Genomic DNA, 18,513 nt, shown 5'->3' on the forward strand with positions numbered 1-18,513 from the left:
TGCCGGATGCCTCGCCGTCCAGTCGGTCGACGGCTCAGTTCTCTGCAGCCACGAAGCGCACTTGCCCGTACAACTCCGGGTGGGTGATCGCCAGCCAATGCTCAGCCTCTGACTGGGCTCGCTCCCAGGTCGCAGCACGCAAGGCAACGAACTGCGTATGGCCATTTTCCAGCGGCCATTCGAGGGTATAGGAGTTGAAGCCGCCACGCCCCTGCAGATGGATCTCGCGCGTCAAACTCGGCGGCTCGCGATGCAACTCAGCGCTCTCCGCGGCCAACAGCCGCAGGCGGAACCTGGGCCCCTTCCCCTGGTGCTGCACGACGCACTCCTGCTTCGCGGTGCCTTCCTCGAGGACCTGCCACTCGCTGCAGCCTTCAATGATCGCACCCATCGGCAGACCGACTTCATCGCGAACGATCTCGGCGCTGACCAGCTGCGTTCCTGTGCCCCCTTCGACGAGTTCGTGCCATGGCAACCCTTGCCGGGTAGGCGGTGGAAATGGCAGCGCATGCTTGCCCTGGCGAATACGCGCAAACAGCGAGGACTTCCTGACGTCCTCAAGATCGATCGCCGGAAATGCCGAACGCGGCTGAGAACGGAAGTTGCCGGCCCCCATGTAGCCGACCTCCCAGAGCGTTCTCAGCCACTCGGCGGTGTCCAGCGCGACCTGCGCCAGCTGCTCATCAAACTCGCGCTCGCCCCCTTCCTGCTGCTGTCCGCCGCTTGCCTGCCCGGCCAGCAGTTCGCCCTCATGGGCGCGCGCGCGCAGCAACTCCTGAAACAGCCGAGCGACCCATTCGGCATCGTCTGCCGCCAACTGCTCAATGCGCTCCGCCAGAATCATCAGATCGTCGGCGTCAAGCGCCTGGTCCAGTTTGCTCATCGTTCTTTTCCCAAGTCACTCCACCCGCAGTCTACCGCGCTGACGCCAGAACGGGTTGTTTTTCCCGAAGCAGGGGCAATAATCCGTTAAAATCATATCCTTGTTGGTGCTGGCCTGGAATGGGAGATGAGTGGAAAAACGATACTGGTGACCGGCGCGGCCCGGCGGCTGGGCAGTGTGATAGCCCGCGAAATGCACGCCACCGGCGCCAATCTGGTGCTCCATTATCGCCAGGCATCGGCTGCCGCAGCGGCACTGGCCAGCGAACTGAACGCCATCCGGCCGTCTTCGGCAGCCTGCCTGCAGGCGGACCTGCTGGACGTCGATGCCTTGCCCTTGCTGGTCGCCAATACGGTCGCGCAATTCGGCCGTCTCGATGCCCTGGTGAACAACGCGTCGAGCTTCTTTCCGACGCCCTTGGGCAAGATCGACCTGGCAAGCTGGGACGACCTCATTGGCAGCAATCTGAAAGCCCCCCTGTTCCTGACGCAGGCAGCCGCACCGCACCTGGTGGCGACGCAGGGAGCGGTGGTCAATATCACCGACATTCATGCCGAGCGCCCGCTGAGCGGTTATCCGCTGTACTGCGCGGCGAAAGCGGGGCTGCTTGGCCTGACGCGCGCCCTGGCCATCGAAATGGCACCACAGGTGCGGGTCAACGCGGTGGCGCCGGGGCCGACCCTGTGGCCGGATAGCGAAGTTTTCGACAGCGCAGCTCGCGAGAACATCGTCGCGCACACCCTGCTGCAGCGCGCCGGCTGCCCGCGGGACATCGCCTGCGCAGTGCGCTACCTGCTGGACGACGCGGACTACATCACTGGCCAGGTGATCAACGTCGATGGCGGTCGCACCGCACATCTGTAACTGGTCACGCCGTTGGAAAGGAAACTGGTGGAACAATCGAACACCTTGCAGCGCCTGAGGAGGCGTCTGGAGAGCAATACCGGCAAAGCGATCGCCGATTACAGAATGATCGACGACGGCGACACCGTTCTGGTCTGCATTTCCGGCGGCAAGGACTCCTATACGCTGCTCTCCGTCCTCATGGCGTTGCGCGAACGGGCGCCGGTCGATTTCCGGCTGATCGCCATGAACCTCGACCAGAAGCAACCGGGCTTCCCGGCCGAGGTCCTGCCCGGCTACCTGGCAAAGCTGGGTGTCGACTATCGAATCGTCGAACAGGACACCTATTCGATCGTCAGAAGCAAGATTCCCGAGGGCAAGACGACCTGCTCGCTGTGTTCGCGCCTGCGCCGCGGCGTGATCTACCGAACCGCCAAGGAAGTCGGTGCGAACAAGATTGCCCTCGGCCATCATCGCGACGACATTGTCCATACGCTGTTCCTCAACCTTCTCTTCGCCGCGCGGCTCAAGGCCATGCCCCCAAAACTGCTGACCGACGACGGCGCGCACGTGGTCATCCGACCGCTTGCCTATTGCAGCGAAAGAGACATTGCCCGTTTTGCCCGCGCCATGGCTTACCCGATCATCCCGTGCAACCTCTGTGGCTCGCAGGACAATCTGCAGCGCCAGAAGATCCGCGCGATGATGGCCGACTGGGACCACCGCTACCCGGGGCGCACCGAGGCGGTTTTTTCCGCGCTGCAGAAAGTCGTTCCCTCGCACCTGGCAGACCAGACGCTGTTCGATTTCCAGGGTCTGCGCCCAGGGGGCGATCCGGCGACCATGGATGGCGGCGATCTGGTCTTCGATCCGGCACCGCTCGGCGAAATACTGCCCAGCCTGCAAGGCGTGCCGCTGGCGGTGCGCGCGTGATGAGCGACAAGGAAAGGATGCTGTCGGTACTGATTGCCGCCATCTCCGGAAGCTCGAAATTGTTCGAAAAGCGGGGCGGCGCGGAAGCCGAGCACGCCGTCGAGCGTTGCCGGAAGCGCGTGGCGCGAGGCGTTGAGGGCTTCCGTGGGCGGCTCGCGAAAAACGCCAAGCGCGATGAGCTCACGGCTCTCTTCGACAACGCCGATGACGCCTGCCAGGCCGCCATCGCCATGCAGCGGCGGGTGGCCGACCTGCCTCCGGTGTCCGGTGTCCAACTGGCAATCCGCGTCGGTTTTCATCACGGCCAGGTGCGCGAGGACGATGCGGGCGCTCATGGTGAGGGGGCAAGCATCGCCGAGTTCCTTGCCAATCTGGCCAGCGCTGGTCAGACCTTGACCTGCGGCGCGACCAGATCTCTGCTCTCCGCTCCATTGCAATCGGCGACGCGTGGCCTGCAGGAGCAAGCCGAAAACAGGCTGCCAACCGGCGACGAGGTATTCGAAGTGGTGTGGCTCGAGGCCAAGACAAGAGCGGGCAAGACGGGCATGGCAGAGGCAGCGCCCGCGGCGGCGCCATCCAGGAACAGCGGGCGCTTGTGCGTCCGTTATGGCGGCCAGGTCAAAGTGCTCGACAAGACGCGTTTACGCGTCGACATGGGCCGCGATGCGAACTGCGGGATCACCATTCGCGACCGCCGCGCGTCGCGCAATCACGCGACAATCGAGCGGCGAGGCGAGCACTTCGTGCTCAGCGATCTGAGCACCAATGGCACTTTCGTAACCGTCAACGGCGAGAGCGAGCTGTTTCTGAGGTGTGAGGAATTCGTCCTGCGCGGCAGTGGAATCATCGCCTTCGCTGCCTCGGCGAGCAGCCCGGCGGCAGACGTTGCCGAGTTCGAGCATCTCTGAGCAGAGCCGGCAGCCAGCAGGCACTGGGGGGAAGTATTTCCGGACCGCTCGTCGCGGCGCCCCGGGCAGAGCTATCCGCTCACACTGGCGGCAAAGCGCGCGCCACGACCAGCAGTGTCACCCGTTCTGCGCCACGCAAACGCACGACGCGGGCTAGTTCGTCGAGAGAGGCGCCGGTCGTCATTACATCGTCGACCAGCAACAGACGCTGGCCGGTGAAATCCGTTGCACACTGGAAGGCGCCGCGGACGTTGCCGGCCCGTTCCCGCCAGGGCAGATCGGCTTGCGCAGGAGTGTGCCGGATGCGCCTGCAGCTCTGCCTATCGATCGGAATTCGCCAGGCTTTGCTGACCGGACGCGCCAGTTCGAGCGCTTGATTGAAGCCGCGCGCGCGCAGGCGCAGCGGATGTAGCGGCACGGGAATGATCAGGTCCGCGCAAGCGCTTCCCGGCAGGGCGGCAAGCTGGCGGCCGAAGTAGCTGCCCAGAGCGAGGCGATGGCCGTACTTGAACGACTGCACCAGCTTGTCGAGCGGGAAGGCGTAGCGAAACGCCGCCAGGGTCAGATCGTAGCCTGGTGGCTTGGCCAGGCAACGGCCGCAGACCTCGCCACCCGGCACCGGCAGGGCGCAGCGCGGACAGCATGATGCGGGCAGATGCGGCAAGTCGGCCTCGCAGGCCGGGCAGAGTGGGCTGGCGCCGCTGCTCGCTCCGCACAACAGGCAATCCTGAGTCAGCAGTCCTGCGCACGATCTGAGGATCCGTCTGGCTGTTTGAGTTAAGATTGGCATCCTCGGAGGGCTCGCGGCAAATCCATGGATCGATGAATGAACGAATCCGTGGGGCAACGGGCCTCAAATTACCCCAACCCATAGGTCTAGCCAATGAACGCAATTCCTCAAGCCGCGACACTTAGCCCGGAGCGCGCCGTTTCGACCCCAGCAGGCAAGTGGTCGGTCGCCGATGTCGAAGCACTTTACCAGCTTCCCTTGATGGATCTGCTGTTTCGCGCACAACAGGTGCACCGCGAAAACTTCAACGCCAACGAGATTCAGCGCTCGACCCTGCTGTCGGTAAAGACCGGCGGCTGTTCGGAGGATTGCGGCTATTGCTCGCAGGCGGCGCGCTACAGCACCACCACCGAACGTGAAGCCCTGATGCCGCTCGACGAAGTGATCGCCGCCGCACAGGCCGCCAAGGACAAGGGCGCCTCGCGCTTCTGCATGGGCGCCGCATGGCGGGGCCCGAAAGACAAGGACCTGGCCAAGGTCACGGAGATGATTCGCACCGTCAAGAGCATGGGTCTGCAGACCTGCGTCACCCTGGGCATGCTCAAGGACGGGCAGGCCGACGAGCTCAAGGACGCCGGCCTCGACTACTACAACCACAATCTGGATACCGACGCTTCCTTCTACGGACAGGTGATCACCACCCACAAGCACGCCGACCGGATCGACACCCTCGGGCAGGTGCGCGAGGCAGGAATCAAGGTCTGCTCGGGCGGCATCATCGGCATGGGCGAGTCGCGCCGCAACCGCGCCGCGCTGATCGTTCAGCTCGCCAACCTCAATCCACCGCCCGAATCAGTACCGATCAACAATCTGGTACCGATCCCCGGTACGCCAATGGCCAACGTCGCGCCGGTCGACAGCTTCGAGTTCGTGCGTACCCTGGCCGCCGCGCGGATCACCATGCCGACGAGCTTCGTGCGCCTGTCGGCGGGTCGCCAGGAAATGTCCGACGAGTTGCAGGCGCTTTGCTTTCTGGCCGGCGCCAACTCGATCTTCTACGGCGACAAGCTGTTGACCACCGGCAACCCCGAAGCAGACCGCGACGAAGCCCTGTTCGAGAAGCTTGGCCTGCGCCCGATCTAGTCACCGATGAAGGCACCGGCGCAGTTCGTTGATCAGCGCCAGGTGCGACGCAGTTTTGCCCGCGCCGCGGCGACCTACGATGAGGCGGCCGTGCTGCAGCGCGAGATCGGCAGCCGCATGCTGGAAAGGCTGGACTACGTGCGCATCGCGCCGCAGCGCGTTCTCGATCTCGGCTGCGGCACCGGCGCCAGCCTCACCGCACTGAACGAGCGCTATCCCGAAGCCCTTGTCGTCGGCGCCGATCTCTGCGAAAGCATGCTCCGGGTGAGCCAGGCCAAACGCTCACGCTTGCGCTGGCTGATGCCCTTCCTGCGCAACCGGCGAACCCCCTTGCTGGTGGCGCAGGCGAGCACTCTGCCGTTCAAGCCACAGTCGGTCGGCCTGGTCTGGTCGAACCTGATGCTGCACTGGCTTGACGACCCGCTGGCGGCGTTTCGTGAAGCGCACCGGGTGCTCGACGTCGGTGGCCTGCTCATGTTCTCGACCTTCGGGCCAGACACCTTGAAGGAACTTCGCGCCAGCTTCAACGACGGCCAGGTGCACACGCAACGCTTTACCGACATGCACGACTACGGCGACATGTTGCTTGAATGCGGCTTTTCCGACCCGGTGATGGACGCCGAGCTGCTGACCATGACCTACACCAGCTTCGACAAGCTGCTCGCCGATCTGCGCCAGAGCGGCTCGCGCTGCGCGATGCAGGCGCGCAGCCGTGGCCTGACCGGGCGTGCCACCTGGGCCACGGCACGCGCCGCCTACGCGCGGCTTGCCGACGATGGCCGCGTACCGGCAACGGTGGAAGTGGTCTACGGTCACGCCTGGAAAGCACCGCCGAGGAAAACCCCCGACGGGCTGAGCATTGTCCGCTTCGACCCGCAACAGCGGCTGCGCTGATCTGGTGGCCGCTGGCCACCCAGGGCAGGCAAACGCCCGGCGATCGCCGCCTGGCCCCTTGCCGGCGCGAGCTAGCGGAAAAACTCCTCGAGGCGGACGAACACCTCGTGCTCGGCACCGTGCCGGCGCACAGCCAGGACGTCCTCCAGCTTCTCCACCTGCTTGACCATCTGGTCCAGGCGCTGGTCCTCATTGACCAGCAGCCAGATGCGACTGGTCACGCCGCTGCCCACCGGCATCACCAGGATGCCTTCGACGTTGTAGGCGCGGCGCGAGAACAGACCGACGACGTGGGACATGACGCCGGGGTGGTTGTAGACGTCCAGTTCGAGCACCGTACGCGCCAGCGCCTCATTTTCCGTTCGTGAGATCGAGTTCATAGCGTTCAGCCTCCGATCATGTCTTTGTTGGCGGCACCGGGCGGCACCATCGGCAAAACCTGTTCGTGCATGGCGATGCTGGCGTGAATCAGCATCGGGCCGGGGGCAGACAAGGCGGCGGCCAGCGCTGCGCGCGGATCGCTCTCCGTATCGAGATCGATGGCCGGCACGCCGAAACCCTCGGCGACGCGGACGAAGTCAGGCATTCCCTTGAACTTCGACGCGTAGATGCGCTCGCCGTAGAACAAGGTCTGCTGCTGGAAAACCAGGCCCAGCGACGAATTGTTCATCAGCACGATCTTGACATTGACCTTCTCTTCGGCCGCGGTCACCAGTTCCTGCACGTTCATCAGAATGCTGCCGTCGCCGGTAAAACAGACCACCGTCCGCTCCGGCTCGGCGAGTGCCGCGCCGATCGCCGCCGGCATTCCGAAGCCCATCGTCCCGAGACCGCCGGAGGTCAGCCACTGGCGCGGCCGGCGCAAGGGGTAGGCTTGCGCCACCCACATTTGATGCTGACCAACGTCGGTGGTGATGGTTGCCTGATCGTCGAGGCAATCGGCGACGGCGCGGATCAAACCGTAAGGCGTACGCGGGTCGTCGACTCCCGGCAGGCGCAGCGGATGCGCCGCCTTCAGGCCGGCCACACGCGCCAGCCATGCCTGCCGCTGCTGTGCCTCAACCGCTGGCAGCAACATTTGCAGCACGGCGTTGACGTCGCCGGCGATGCCGACGTGCGCGGTCTTGATCTTGTCCAGCTCCGAAGGGTCAATGTCGATATGCACGATCTTGGCCTGCGGGCAGAAACCCGCCACCTTGCCGGTCGCACGATCGTCGAAGCGAGCCCCGACCGCAATCAGAAGATCGCACTCGTCAAGCGCGAGGTTGGTAAAGCGCGCCCCGTGCATGCCGAGCATGCCGAGCGACAGCGAATGTTCGACCGGCAGCGCACCGAGCGCCATCAGGGTCATCACCGTCGGCAAAGCGGCCTTTTCGGCCAGCGCCACGGCGGCCGCGGAGGCGCCCGAATGGACGACCCCACCGCCGAGGTAAAGAATGGGCCGGGAGGCCTCGTTGATCATCGCCGCAGCGACGCCGACCCGCTCGGCAGCCGGCGCTGGAACGGGCTCGGCAACGCCGATGGCGGGCCACTCGCCGACCTCGACCAGTTGATTCTGGACGTCCTTCGGAATATCGATCAGGACCGGCCCCGGGCGACCCGAAGCGGCGATCCGGAAGGCGCGCGGGACGACTTCGAGCAGGTCCTCGGCACAATTGACCAGGAAGTTGTGTTTGGTGATCGGAATGCTCAGACCGTAGGTATCGACTTCCTGGAAGGCGTCGGTACCGATCATCGCTCGCGGCACCTGCCCGGTGATGGCCACCAGCGGAATCGAATCCAGCTTGGCGTCGGCAATCGCCGTCAGCAGATTGGTCGCCCCGGGGCCTGAAGAAGCCAGGCATACCGCCGGTGCGCCGGTGGCGCGAGCAATCCCCTGGGCCATGAAGCCGCCGCCCTGTTCGTGCCGGGCGAGCACATGATGAATCAGCGCGGACTGCGACAAGGCGTCGTAGATGGGCAGAATTGCACCGCCGGGGATACCGGCCAGGGTACGCACGCCCTGTCGTTCGAGCAGGCGCACGACGATCTGTGCACCGCTGAGGGTTTCGAATGTTTGCTTGGCCAAGGGACTCTCCTTCAATTGAATTGCACTGCTGACTTTGCCGGACGTTGCTGCAGAAAAACAAAACCCCCGCCCGGCTTTCACCGGCGGGGGTTTCTGGAATGAGTTGTCGTTTCTTCCTACGCTTTGACTTGTCTTCTCCTGGCCCTTGCCGGCGTGGCGCCTGGTACGCGTACCAAGCGTACGACACCTACGGGAGAGACGCCGACGGCAACAACCAAACAGGCTCCAGAAGGAGCAAGCGGAAACACATCATGGTCGTGGAATTGCCGCATCGTCGTCAGCTGGCAGTCATCGGGGCAGAGGAGTAATTAGAACCGAGCGCCGCGAATAATGCAAGCCTGGCAAGCGATCAGGCGTGCCGGGAACGCGCGACCGTCACGCCGACCAGCTCAGGCGCGCTCGCGAACGTCAACCCTGCCCGGCTCGTCGACTGCTTCGCGTGTGCTGGCCAGTGCCTCGTCGTCGGGAGGCGGCAAGGGCGGCACGTCGGGGAGAGCTGCCTGCGGCACCTGCCGGTTGACCTGATAACTGGCGATCAGAATGAAAGCCGACGAAGCCAGCACCACGAGCATGATCGAACCATTGAGGTAGCTGGGCAGCGAGAACGTGTCGCGAACGTGCAGGAAGAGCAGAACCGTGATCAAGCCGCGCGGGGCAATCCACATCAGCGGCCCGGCAGCAGCAGGCCCCAACATCAGCCGCAACATGACGAAACGACTACCGTACACCACCGTCAGAACCAGACCCGCGCCAAGCCAGGCTGACGACGAGGTGAGATCGGACAAATCCGTCCAGTAGCCGAGCAGTACGAAGAAGAAGCCGCGCACGACGAAGGTCAGTTCGACGACCAGGGTACGAAACTCGGACAGCGTCGATTCGTATTCTCTACTCACCCACGCGCGAACCGGCCGGAAGCGGGTAACCAGCGACGGCTTGTTGAGCAACAGGCCCAGGAAAAGCACCATGATCAGCGGCGAGAGATGCAGCAGCTCGCCTGTAGCGTACAAGGCGAACAAGCCGGCCAGCAAGGGTACGAAGCGGATCGGCCCGGACACGCGCAGCAGTAGCAGCATCAACACCAAGGCGCAGAGCAGCGATAGCAGGAGCGACAACATGCCGCCGCCGAGCAGCGCCAACAGGGCGCCGCCAACCGTACCATCCGAACCGAGCAGGGAAAAGAAAACCAGGACCCCGATGATGTCCGACATCGAACTTTCGTAGGTGATGAATTCGCGCGCCTTGGGCGGCAGAAAAGTACTGCTTGGAATGGCGACCGCGCTGCTGATTACGGCAACCGACGTTGCCAGCAGAATGGACTGCACCGTGCCAAGACCCAGCAGCCAACGCCCGGCCAACGCGAAGCTGATGGTAGCGATGACGAAACCGGCCGTCGCCAGGAGAAAGGTCGCCGCGATGAGGCGCAGGCGCTGGCGTCGCAACTCGATGTCCAGAGCGCCTTCCAGGACGATCAGCACGAGGCCGATAGTGCCGATGATCGGCACCAGGGTGCCGGCCCAGCCCAGCGTCACGCCAAAGGAGTCGAGCATCGGCCGTGCCAGGAGGCCGCTGGCCACCAGCACGATGACCGACGGAACGCCCGAGCGTCGGCAAAGACGCTCGACAGCGAAAACGATGAGCAGGAAGACGGACGCGCTGAGGATAGTGGGATAGGTCATCGTTCGAATCTGGGATCAAGCCCTCGTCACCGACAAGGAGCATCGCTGCGCGAAAAGCGGGTAAGGTCAGCAACCGGGCGGCAGGGGAAACTCGTGACAGAATCCATCAAGACAGCCGACCTCGCCTGCGCCTTGACGGGTCGCGTACGAGCGGCTTGACAGGCGACAGGAAGTCGTAGCCCCGGCTCGTTCTCGCGAACGTCGCTCGGCGCAAAAACCAAGACTGCGCCGTCAAGAGGCGTGGAAATCTGCGCTTGGGAATGGCCTCTGGAAAAGCCGACGAAAGCCCGCTGGACGCGGACAAAGCGCCCTCAGAAAAACTGCGTGAAGCGCCCTTCGCCGCTGACGACCCGCCGGCCTGGCCAGGAAAGGCGGCCCAGAAGAACCGATACGGAGATCAGCCAGCGATGTATTTTTCCATCTGCTGGATGATGAACTGCTGTTCGGAGATCGTTTCCTTGACCACATCGCCGATGGAAACGATGCCCAGAAGTTCGTGCTGCTCATTGAGCACCGGCAGGTGGCGAAAATGTCTTTCGGTCATGATCGCCATGCACTCGTCGACGGTCTGGTCGGGTGTCACGTACAACACCTTGTTGCTCATGATCTCGCAAACCTGCGTGTCGCGCGAGGACTTGTCTAACAGGGACACCTTGCGCGCGTAGTCGCGCTCCGAAAAGATACCGAGGAGTCGATTCTGGTCGACGACGAGGACCGCCCCGACGTTGCGTTCGGCCATCACCTGCAAAGCCTTGAAAACCGAGTCGTCCGGCGCGACGGTTGCCAGCACGCCACCTTTGCTGTCGAGGATTTGCTTGAGCGTCTTCATGAAACGTCCTTTCTGGTCAAGAAGTCACGACACCATACTAGAGCGTCCGCCGCCCATTGCCAAGAAAAGCCTGACCGTGATGCGGGTGTCCGGAAATCCGCAGCGAAACCAGCGAGAGCGCAGGTAGCCGGGGCGCCTAGCGCAGGCCGGCAACGTACTCGGCGACGGCGTTGATCTGCGGGTCGGATAGCTTGCCGGCAATGACGCGCATCATTTTCTCCGCGTCGTTGGCCCGTTCGTGACTACGAAAAGTCTTCAACTGGCTCACCGTGTACTCGGCATACTGTCCCGCCAGGCGCGGATACTGCACCGGCAAACCAGCACCAGCGGGTCCGTGGCAGCCAGCGCACGCGGGGATGCCCTTGTCAAAGTCGCCCTTGCGCCAGAGCGCCTGACCTTCGGCAAGCAGCTTCTCGTTGGTCGCCACCGAAGGCGTCATCTTTTGCTGCGAGAAGTACACAGCCAGGCTGCGCATGTCTTCATCCGACAGGGCCGCGACCATGCCACCCATGATCGCGTTGTCACGTACCGGCGGCTTTCCGTCGACCGACTTGAAGTTGCTCAATTGCTTGTACAGATACTGCGGAATCTGGCCGGCAAGGATCGGATTTGCCGACGTCGGACTGTTGCCATCGGCACCGTGGCAAGCAACGCAAAGGCCTTCCGCAATTTCCTTGGCTTTTGCTAAGTCAAGCTGTACAGGCGCCTGCTCTGCCGCGAAGGCGGGCAAACTGGCGGCCAGGAGAAGCGCAACTGCCGTTGTACGAATCATGTCCAAACTCCCGTTGACAACAATGACTGATCTGAGGCCGGCGAAGCCAAGCGACAAACCTGATATTCTATATCAGTTTTCCCTCTGGACGCGCGCCTGTCCATCCACTCGCAGGTTCCCCGATGCCCCTCTTCCAGAAAGCCGCTTTCAGCAAGACCGTTGCCGACTTGCGTGATCTGCCGACCGATTCGCAATGCGAAGTCGCCTTTGCCGGACGCTCGAATGCCGGCAAGTCTTCGGCGATCAACACGCTCGCCAATCACACCCGCCTGGCCTTTGTCTCGAAAACGCCGGGGCGAACGCAGCATCTCAATTATTTCGCGCTCGAACCCGGAAAGTACTTCGTCGACCTGCCAGGCTACGGCTTTGCCAAAGCCCCCGAAGAAATCCGCTCGCAATGGGAAGGCTTGCTGGCGCCGTACCTGCGCCACCGTAACGCGCTCTGTGGCCTGGTCCTGATCATGGACAGTCGCCACCCCCTCACCGAACTCGATTTGCAGATGTTCGCCTGGTTCGCGCCGACCGGCAAACCGATTCACGTCCTGCTGACCAAAGCTGACAAGCTGACCCGCCAGCAACAGGCACTGGTCTTTCGCGAGGTACAGGAGGTACTGGGCACGATCGGCGAAAACTTCAGCCTGCAGCTGTTTTCGAGCCTGCAGAAATCGGGCGTCAAGGAAGCAGAGGCGATCCTTGGCGACTGGCTTGACCTGCCGCTGCGAGACGAGCCAGCCCCCCCCTCCGGACTGGCCAGCGCGAAGAAAGCCCGCCCCAAGAAGCGCGGCGCCATCGGCTGGAGCGCGCGCAGCGGCAGCGCCGCCAAGAGTCACTAGTCAAGGCACAAAAAAAGCCCCCGGCAAAGGGGGGCCGGGGGCAACATGCCTTACAGGAATAAGGCACCCGCTCAGGGAGGTGAAGCGGGGGATGGGCAAGCCACCCGCTTGCTAAGAGCGAAGTGGCCGACGATAGTTCCCGGCAAACACATCTTTTCATCAATTGCATCGATTTGATCTTGGCGAATTCCATGAACGACCAAACAGCCTTCCCGGACACGCGTATGCGCCGCATGCGCCGCGACGACTTTTCCCGCCGCATGATGTGCGAATCGCGGCTGAGCGCCGATGATCTGATCTACCCGGTGTTCGTCCTCGACGGCGTCAACCGCGTCGAGCCAATCGCGTCGATGCCCGGCGTTGAACGGCAAAGCCTGGACCGGCTGCTGAAGACCGCGGAGCAGGCGCTGAAACTGGGAATCCCGGCGCTGGCCCTATTCCCCGTAATCGACGCGGCGGGCAAGACAGCCGGCGCCGAAGAAGCGTACAACCCGGACGGCCTGGTGCCACGGGTCGTTGCGGCATTGAAGAAAGAGCTCCCCGGCCTGGGGGTGATTACCGACGTGGCCCTCGACCCCTACACCAGCCACGGGCAGGACGGCCTGATCGACGCCAACGACCCGGCCGGCTATGTCTTGAACGACGAAACGCTCGAAGTTCTCGCCCGACAGGCGCTGGTGCACGCGCAGGCAGGCGCTGACATCGTCGCCCCCTCCGACATGATGGACGGTCGGGTAGCCCGCATCCGTCACGAGCTCGACGCCGCGAGGAAGATTCACACCCGCATCCTGGCCTATTCGGCCAAGTATGCCTCCAGCTTCTACGGCCCGTTCCGGGACGCCGTCGGCTCCGCCGGAAACCTCGGCAAGGGCAACAAACACACCTATCAGATGGACCCGGCGAACAGCGACGAAGCGCTGCGCGAAGTGGCTCTCGACCTCGCCGAAGGGGCGGACATGGTGATGGTCAAACCGGGCATGCCTTACCTCGACATCGTCCGGCGGGTCAAGCAGACATTCCAGGTACCGACCTACGCGTATCAGGTGAGCGGCGAATACGCGATGCTCAAGGCAGCCGCTCAGAACGGCTGGCTGGACGAAAAGGCATGCGTTCTCGAGAGTCTTCTGGCCTTCAAGCGGGCCGGCGCCGACGGCATCCTGAGCTACTTCGCCTTGACCGCGGCGGCCTGGTTGAAAAGCTCTAGGTGAGACGCGGCGTGACACGAAAGCCGCGAAACCCGCGCTGCGCGGGACTTTCGACAAAGCGGTAGAACAGCCCGCCAGCCAGCAGGCTCGCCGCCCACGCGAGTATGACGCCGGCCAGATTGAGCCACGGGTCAGCCACGCCGGCGCGAGTAAACAGCCCGTTGATGATCAGACAGACAGGGAAGTGGATCAGGAACACCGAGTACGAGATCTGCCCAAGGTAGGCGAACAGCGACGACCTCGGCCAGCGCGCCAGAAAGCCGTAGCGGCTCGCCAGGCCGATCGCCAGAGCCACCAACAGTGCCACCGCGATGCGCGAACGATAGTCGAACAGCAGGGCAGCGACGACGGCGACGACGATCAGCAACAGCCATCGCACAGCGTGCTTCGCGCGCGCCGCCCAGTAGCTCAGCGCGCCGAGCGCATACGATCCGAAGAAATACAGCGCCCAGCTGTCCCACGCGGGGTCACGGTTGAAGTAATACAGCGAAAGCAGTGCCACGGTGGCGACCAGCAGCGCACCGACCAATGCAGTTCCGGCGCCGCCACCACCGACACCGCGCGCCAGCCAGAGAACCACCAGCAATAGGGAAAACAACTGGAAATCGATGGCCACGTACCAGACGCCCGCCGACAGACCGTCGTACCCCAGGACGCCCTGCAGAAGCAGCGCGTGGGCCAGCAACTGCGCCAGCGTCGGCTGTTCCGGAACGGATTCATGCGTCATCAAGGTGCGGGCAAGGGCGGCGCAGACGATGCCGATCAGCAAGGCGGCGAGGTAGGGAACAGCCAGTTTCAGGTAGCGTTTCAGGAGCAGCCGCAGGGGCTGGCTCGACACCAGCGTACCAGTCGGAGCAAGACTGCGTGCGGCGAGGAAGCCGCCAATCACCAGAAACACCTGCACCACCGCGCGCGCGTGCTGACTCAACCAGGAAAGCAGCTCCGGAATCAACGCGTAGGCGTGGTCCGACATCGGTCCATAGAAAGCCAGATGATGGAGGACGATCAACTGCAGCGCGACGGCCTTCAGCGCATCAATGAATGGCAAACGGGAGCCTGCAGCCGGGAAACTTGCTTCAGCCATTTCGCTTCAGCCCTCGAGGAAGCGCTGCCGGTAGTCGTCGAGGGGCATTGGCCGGCCACGCAGATAACCTTGCATCTCGTCGCAGCCCTCGCCGGCCAGGAAATCGCGCTGCGCCTCGCTCTCGACGCCTTCGGCGATCACCGTCAGTTGCAGGCTGTGGGCAAGAGCGATCACGGCGCGGGTGATCGCCCGGTCCTCGGCGTCGCCTGGCAAGCCGCGAACAAAACTCTGGTCGATCTTCAATTTGTTGAGGGGCAGACGCTTGAGGTAGGCGAGCGACGAATAGCCCGTTCCGAAGTCGTCAATCACCAGACCGAGCCCCATCGCCCGCAGCGCATCGAGAACCTGAACGCTGCTTTCGGCCTGGGTCATGATCGCACTTTCCGTAATTTCCAACTCCAGAAACTGCGCCGGCAGCTGCGAGGATTCCAGCGTCTTGCAGGCGGTTTCCTGGATTCGACCGCGCTGGAACTCGACGCCGGAGACGTTGACCGACAACACGCCCGGCTTCAATCCCGCGCCAAGCCAGGCCGCCCACTGGCACGCGGCGGTGTGTTGGACCCATTCGCCGATCGGGACAATCAGCCCCGACTCCTCGGCAAGCCTGATGAACTCTCCCGGCATCACCAGCCCCCGTTCGGGGCGCAGCCAGCGGACCAGCGCTTCGGCGCCGACCAGCTCGCCGCCGGTCAGCGAGAACTGGGGTTGCAGGAAGACGCGCAGCTCGCCGCGATCGATGGCCCGCCGCAAATCGGTCTCCATCTGCAGGCGGGCGAGCGACGACTGGGTCAGCTCCTTGGTAAAAAACTCATAGGTATTGCGGCCGCGCTCCTTGGCCCGGTACATGGCGACGTCGGCATTCTTCATCAGCGTTTCGGCGTCGCCGCCATCCTGAGGGAAGAGGCTGATCCCGATGCTGGCGCCAACGTAGAACTCGTGCTCGACGGTCACCGGCGAGTCCTGCAAGAGGGCGAGAATCCTCTCCGCAATGTGCGAAACGGCCGCTGCATCGCCGAGGTCTTCGATGATGATCAGGAACTCGTCGCCGCCAAGGCGGCCCACGGTATCCGCTTCGCGCCGCAGTCGGGTCAAGCGTCGCGCCACTTCACAGAGAACGCGATCGCCGACCTGATGACCGAGGGTATCGTTGATGTTCTTGAAACGATCAAGGTCGACAAACAGCACCGCCAGTCCGCGCTCGTCACGGTGAGCACGCTGCAGCGCCTTGTGCAGGCGATCGCCCAGCAACAGCCGATTGGGGAGCCCGGTGAGCGGATCGTGATGCGCCTGATGGTCGAGCTGATCGTGCGCCTTGCGCAATTCGGTAATGTCGGAGAAAACGCCAACGTAATGGGTCACCCGATCCTGCGGGTCCTTCACGGCGCTGATCGTGAGCGACTCCAGAAACGCCTGTCCGTCCTTGCGCCGGTTCCACAGCTCGCCCCGCCAGCGCCCGCAAGTGTGCAGGGTCCGCCACATCTCGCGGTAAAACTCCGGGTCCTGAAATCCCGACTGCAGGAGGCGCGGGTTGCCACCCACGACATCGTCCTCGCTGTAACCGGTGATCTCGGTAAACGCACGGTTGACGGCGATGATTTCTCCGTTCGGTGAGGTGATGGTGATGCCTTCGGCACTGCTGTCGAAAACCGTCGCCGCCTGCTGAAGGCGCTGCTCCATGCGCTTGCGCTCGGTCACGTCGAGCATGATGCCGACCAGACCGCACGCCACTTCGTCGGACATGCCGTAGATCGCCTTGTGAAAAACGACGTCACGATAGTTGCCGTCGGCGCGCAGGACCTGCGTTTCGTAGACCTGAGAACCCGAACGCTGGAAGAGCTCTTCGTCAGCCGCCATATAGCGGTTGGCGAGCTCGCGCGGCGCGACGTCGTAGACCGTCGCGCCGACCACTTCCCGGCGCGACTTGCCGATCATTTCGAGGAAAGCCTGATTGCAGCCGAGGTAGCGGCCTTGACGATTCTTGTAGAACACCGGCCCCGGGATGGCCTCGACCAGTTGGTGCATGAAGTCGAGCTGTTGCGACAGCTCGTGAGTCCGTTCGGCGACACGCTGTTCGAGTTCGAGATGGCTCTGCCGTAGCGCTTCCTGGGCGGCCCGATGCGCCGTCACATCCTCGTGCGTCCAGATCCAGGTCTGGCGAGCATCCCCGTCGTCTATCGTACGACCGATAATATGGACCCAGATCGGCGTACCGTCGCGACGAGAGAAGAGAAACTCCCCGTCAAAGGAGCCGCTTCCTGTCGCGTCGCCATAGACCTCCCGTCCGGCATCTTCCCAGGCCTTCTCGGTGGCAAAAAGAATGCGCGTCGATTGCCCGGTCATTGCGCCAACGGGATAACCGAAGATTTCCTCGAAACGGCGGTTGCAGCGCCAGATCGTGCGCTCGCGCTGATAAGAAATGCCGATCATCGCGTTGTCGAAGATCAGCTGTTGCTCCCAGAGGCTTTCGACGAGCGCCTCCTCGGCTGCGCGACGCGCGGTGATGTCCTGGAACAGCCAGACGTGACCTTGGTCATGGTTTTCCGGGTCGAGCAGGCTACCGGTGACCTGGCACCAGATCGGCGCGCCATCGGCCTTGCAATACTCGATCTCGCCGATGAAAGTCCCGCCCGCGCCGCTGCCGCGGACAACGCGTTCGTCGGCTTCACGCCACGCCAGCTCACTGGCGAAACAGACGCGCATTGACTGGCCGATCAGCTGCCCCGGCAAATAGCCGAAGATCCTCTCGAAACTTGGATTGCAGCGCTGAATGATCCGCTCGCGCACGAAAACGATGCCGATCGGCGCCCGTTCGAAAATCAACGTCTGTTCGCGCAGCAGTGCGTCCATCGCACGGCTCGCCTGACGCTTCTCGGTGACGTCCTCGTACAACCAGATGTAGCCATCCTGGGGCTTCGCCGGATTGATCATGCTGCCGGTGATATGGCTCCAGATCGCCGCTCCGTCGCGGCGGATAAACGTCGTCTCCCCGCGGTAGATGCCGGTCTCGGAAATTGCCGCGTAAGCCTTGCGGCCGGTCTCCAGCCAGGCCTCTTCACTCGGGTAGTAGATACGCGTCAAGCAACCGATCAATTCGTCCGGCTCATAACCCAGGATTTCGGCAAAACGTCGATTGCAGCGCTGGATGGCACGGTCGCGCAGGATGACGATGCCGGTTTCGGCGTTCTGAAAAATGAGCTGCTGCTCGCGCAGCAAGCGTGCGCCCGCTTCGCGTGCGTCCACCTCCTGCGTCACGTCACGCACGATCCACACGGCACCCTGGCCCGGCGCGGCAGGGTCGATCGCGCGGGCGATGAGATGTGCGACAAAGATACTGCCATCGCGGCGCGCCAGTTGCGTTTCGAGATCGAGGATCTCACCGACGCGCAGGGCCGCGCGCGCTTGCCGGCGCAAGGTCTCACACGCCGCGCTATCGGGGTAGAAAACAAGGTCCGGCTGCCCGACAAGCGTCCCCGCCGGCCAGCCAAAAAGCTCTTCGGCGCGGGGGTTGCAGCGGTACACGCGACGATTGCGCGTGCACACCACGGCAATCCCCGAATGCTCGAGGATGGCCTTGTACTCAAGTAGCTGTTGTTCCAGGGAACCGGACTCTCTCATGGCAACCGACGGCAATTGGTGCGGCCAGAGTCTACACGACTGCGGGTGGTCACGGTGGAGCAAGGCTCACGGTGTACAAGCGTTTGGGCAGTCACGG

16 protein-coding genes are annotated in these 18,513 nt (G+C 63.4%); 7 read left to right on the top strand and 9 right to left on the bottom strand.

The window, feature by feature from the left end:
* Nucleotides 1-34: 34 nt before the first annotated feature.
* Nucleotides 35-883, bottom strand: a complete 849-nt coding sequence (locus QZ613_RS17960) for a hypothetical protein (protein ID WP_043562725.1) — start codon at nt 881-883, stop codon at nt 35-37.
* Between the two features lie 126 nt (nt 884-1,009).
* On the opposite strand from QZ613_RS17960, the gene QZ613_RS17965 reads away from it, so the two are divergent.
* From QZ613_RS17965 to QZ613_RS17975, 3 genes are read left to right on the top strand one after another with little or no spacing between them, the layout of a single operon-like run.
* Nucleotides 1,010-1,747 (top strand): pteridine reductase, encoded by a 738-nt coding sequence (locus QZ613_RS17965; RefSeq protein ID WP_291983397.1) that lies wholly within the window; start codon nt 1,010-1,012, stop codon nt 1,745-1,747.
* Between the two features lie 27 nt (nt 1,748-1,774).
* Nucleotides 1,775-2,659 carry a tRNA 2-thiocytidine(32) synthetase TtcA gene (ttcA, locus tag QZ613_RS17970; RefSeq protein WP_291983400.1) on the top strand — a complete coding sequence of 295 codons (885 nt, stop codon included), beginning with the start codon at nt 1,775-1,777 and terminating at the stop codon, nt 2,657-2,659.
* Entirely contained in the window at nt 2,659-3,567 is a 909-nt protein-coding gene (locus QZ613_RS17975; RefSeq protein ID WP_291868160.1) for an FHA domain-containing protein, read from the top strand. Before ttcA ends, QZ613_RS17975 begins: the two co-directional genes overlap by 1 nt.
* A gap of 79 nt (nt 3,568-3,646) precedes the next feature.
* Here QZ613_RS17975 and QZ613_RS17980 read toward each other — a convergent pair whose 3' ends face one another.
* Nucleotides 3,647-4,357: a ComF family protein gene (locus tag QZ613_RS17980; protein WP_043562720.1), complete on the bottom strand. Its 711-nt coding sequence runs from the start codon at nt 4,355-4,357 to the stop codon at nt 3,647-3,649.
* A 93-nt stretch (nt 4,358-4,450) separates the two neighbouring features.
* Between QZ613_RS17980 and bioB the strand changes: the two genes are divergently transcribed.
* Both bioB and bioC read left to right on the top strand, forming a co-directional pair.
* Nucleotides 4,451-5,440, top strand: a complete 990-nt coding sequence (gene bioB, locus QZ613_RS17985; RefSeq protein WP_043562719.1) for a biotin synthase BioB — start codon at nt 4,451-4,453, stop codon at nt 5,438-5,440.
* Nucleotides 5,441-5,446: 6 nt separating this feature from the next.
* Nucleotides 5,447-6,334 (top strand): malonyl-ACP O-methyltransferase BioC, encoded by an 888-nt coding sequence (gene bioC / locus QZ613_RS17990; protein WP_043562717.1) that lies wholly within the window; start codon nt 5,447-5,449, stop codon nt 6,332-6,334.
* A gap of 71 nt (nt 6,335-6,405) precedes the next feature.
* Here bioC and ilvN read toward each other — a convergent pair whose 3' ends face one another.
* The 5 genes from ilvN to QZ613_RS18015 all read right to left on the bottom strand — a co-directional run bounded on the left by ilvN (nt 6,406) and on the right by QZ613_RS18015 (nt 11,679).
* Complete coding sequence (gene ilvN, locus QZ613_RS17995; protein WP_043562716.1) at nt 6,406-6,714, bottom strand: acetolactate synthase small subunit; 309 nt, start codon at nt 6,712-6,714, stop codon at nt 6,406-6,408.
* A gap of 5 nt (nt 6,715-6,719) precedes the next feature.
* A complete protein-coding gene (gene ilvB / locus QZ613_RS18000) occupies nt 6,720-8,402 on the bottom strand; it encodes an acetolactate synthase large subunit (protein WP_043562714.1) in 1,683 nt (560 codons plus the stop codon).
* A 389-nt stretch (nt 8,403-8,791) separates the two neighbouring features.
* Nucleotides 8,792-10,078, bottom strand: a complete 1,287-nt coding sequence (locus QZ613_RS18005) for a cation:proton antiporter (RefSeq protein ID WP_291983403.1) — start codon at nt 10,076-10,078, stop codon at nt 8,792-8,794.
* 397 nt (nt 10,079-10,475) lie between these two features.
* Complete coding sequence (locus QZ613_RS18010; RefSeq protein WP_043562712.1) at nt 10,476-10,907, bottom strand: CBS domain-containing protein; 432 nt, start codon at nt 10,905-10,907, stop codon at nt 10,476-10,478.
* A gap of 136 nt (nt 10,908-11,043) precedes the next feature.
* Complete coding sequence (locus QZ613_RS18015) at nt 11,044-11,679, bottom strand: c-type cytochrome (protein ID WP_043562711.1); 636 nt, start codon at nt 11,677-11,679, stop codon at nt 11,044-11,046.
* A 122-nt stretch (nt 11,680-11,801) separates the two neighbouring features.
* Between QZ613_RS18015 and yihA the strand changes: the two genes are divergently transcribed.
* Together yihA and hemB are read left to right on the top strand one after the other, a co-directional pair.
* Nucleotides 11,802-12,512, top strand: coding sequence for a ribosome biogenesis GTP-binding protein YihA/YsxC (gene yihA, locus QZ613_RS18020; protein ID WP_291983405.1), 711 nt, complete (start codon nt 11,802-11,804; stop codon nt 12,510-12,512).
* A gap of 191 nt (nt 12,513-12,703) precedes the next feature.
* Complete coding sequence (hemB, locus tag QZ613_RS18025; protein WP_291983407.1) at nt 12,704-13,720, top strand: porphobilinogen synthase; 1,017 nt, start codon at nt 12,704-12,706, stop codon at nt 13,718-13,720.
* Here hemB and QZ613_RS18030 read toward each other — a convergent pair.
* Both QZ613_RS18030 and QZ613_RS18035 read right to left on the bottom strand, forming a co-directional pair.
* Nucleotides 13,713-14,801 carry an acyltransferase gene (locus tag QZ613_RS18030; RefSeq protein WP_291983409.1) on the bottom strand — a complete coding sequence of 363 codons (1,089 nt, stop codon included), beginning with the start codon at nt 14,799-14,801 and terminating at the stop codon, nt 13,713-13,715. The genes hemB and QZ613_RS18030 overlap by 8 nt on opposite strands.
* A gap of 6 nt (nt 14,802-14,807) precedes the next feature.
* A complete protein-coding gene (locus tag QZ613_RS18035; RefSeq protein WP_291868135.1) occupies nt 14,808-18,416 on the bottom strand; it encodes a PAS domain S-box protein in 3,609 nt (1,202 codons plus the stop codon).
* Nucleotides 18,417-18,513 lie beyond the last annotated feature (97 nt).

Origin of the sequence: Candidatus Accumulibacter sp. ACC005 (genome assembly GCF_907163215.1) — a bacterium.
Lineage (GTDB): Bacteria > Pseudomonadota > Gammaproteobacteria > Burkholderiales > Rhodocyclaceae > Accumulibacter > Accumulibacter regalis.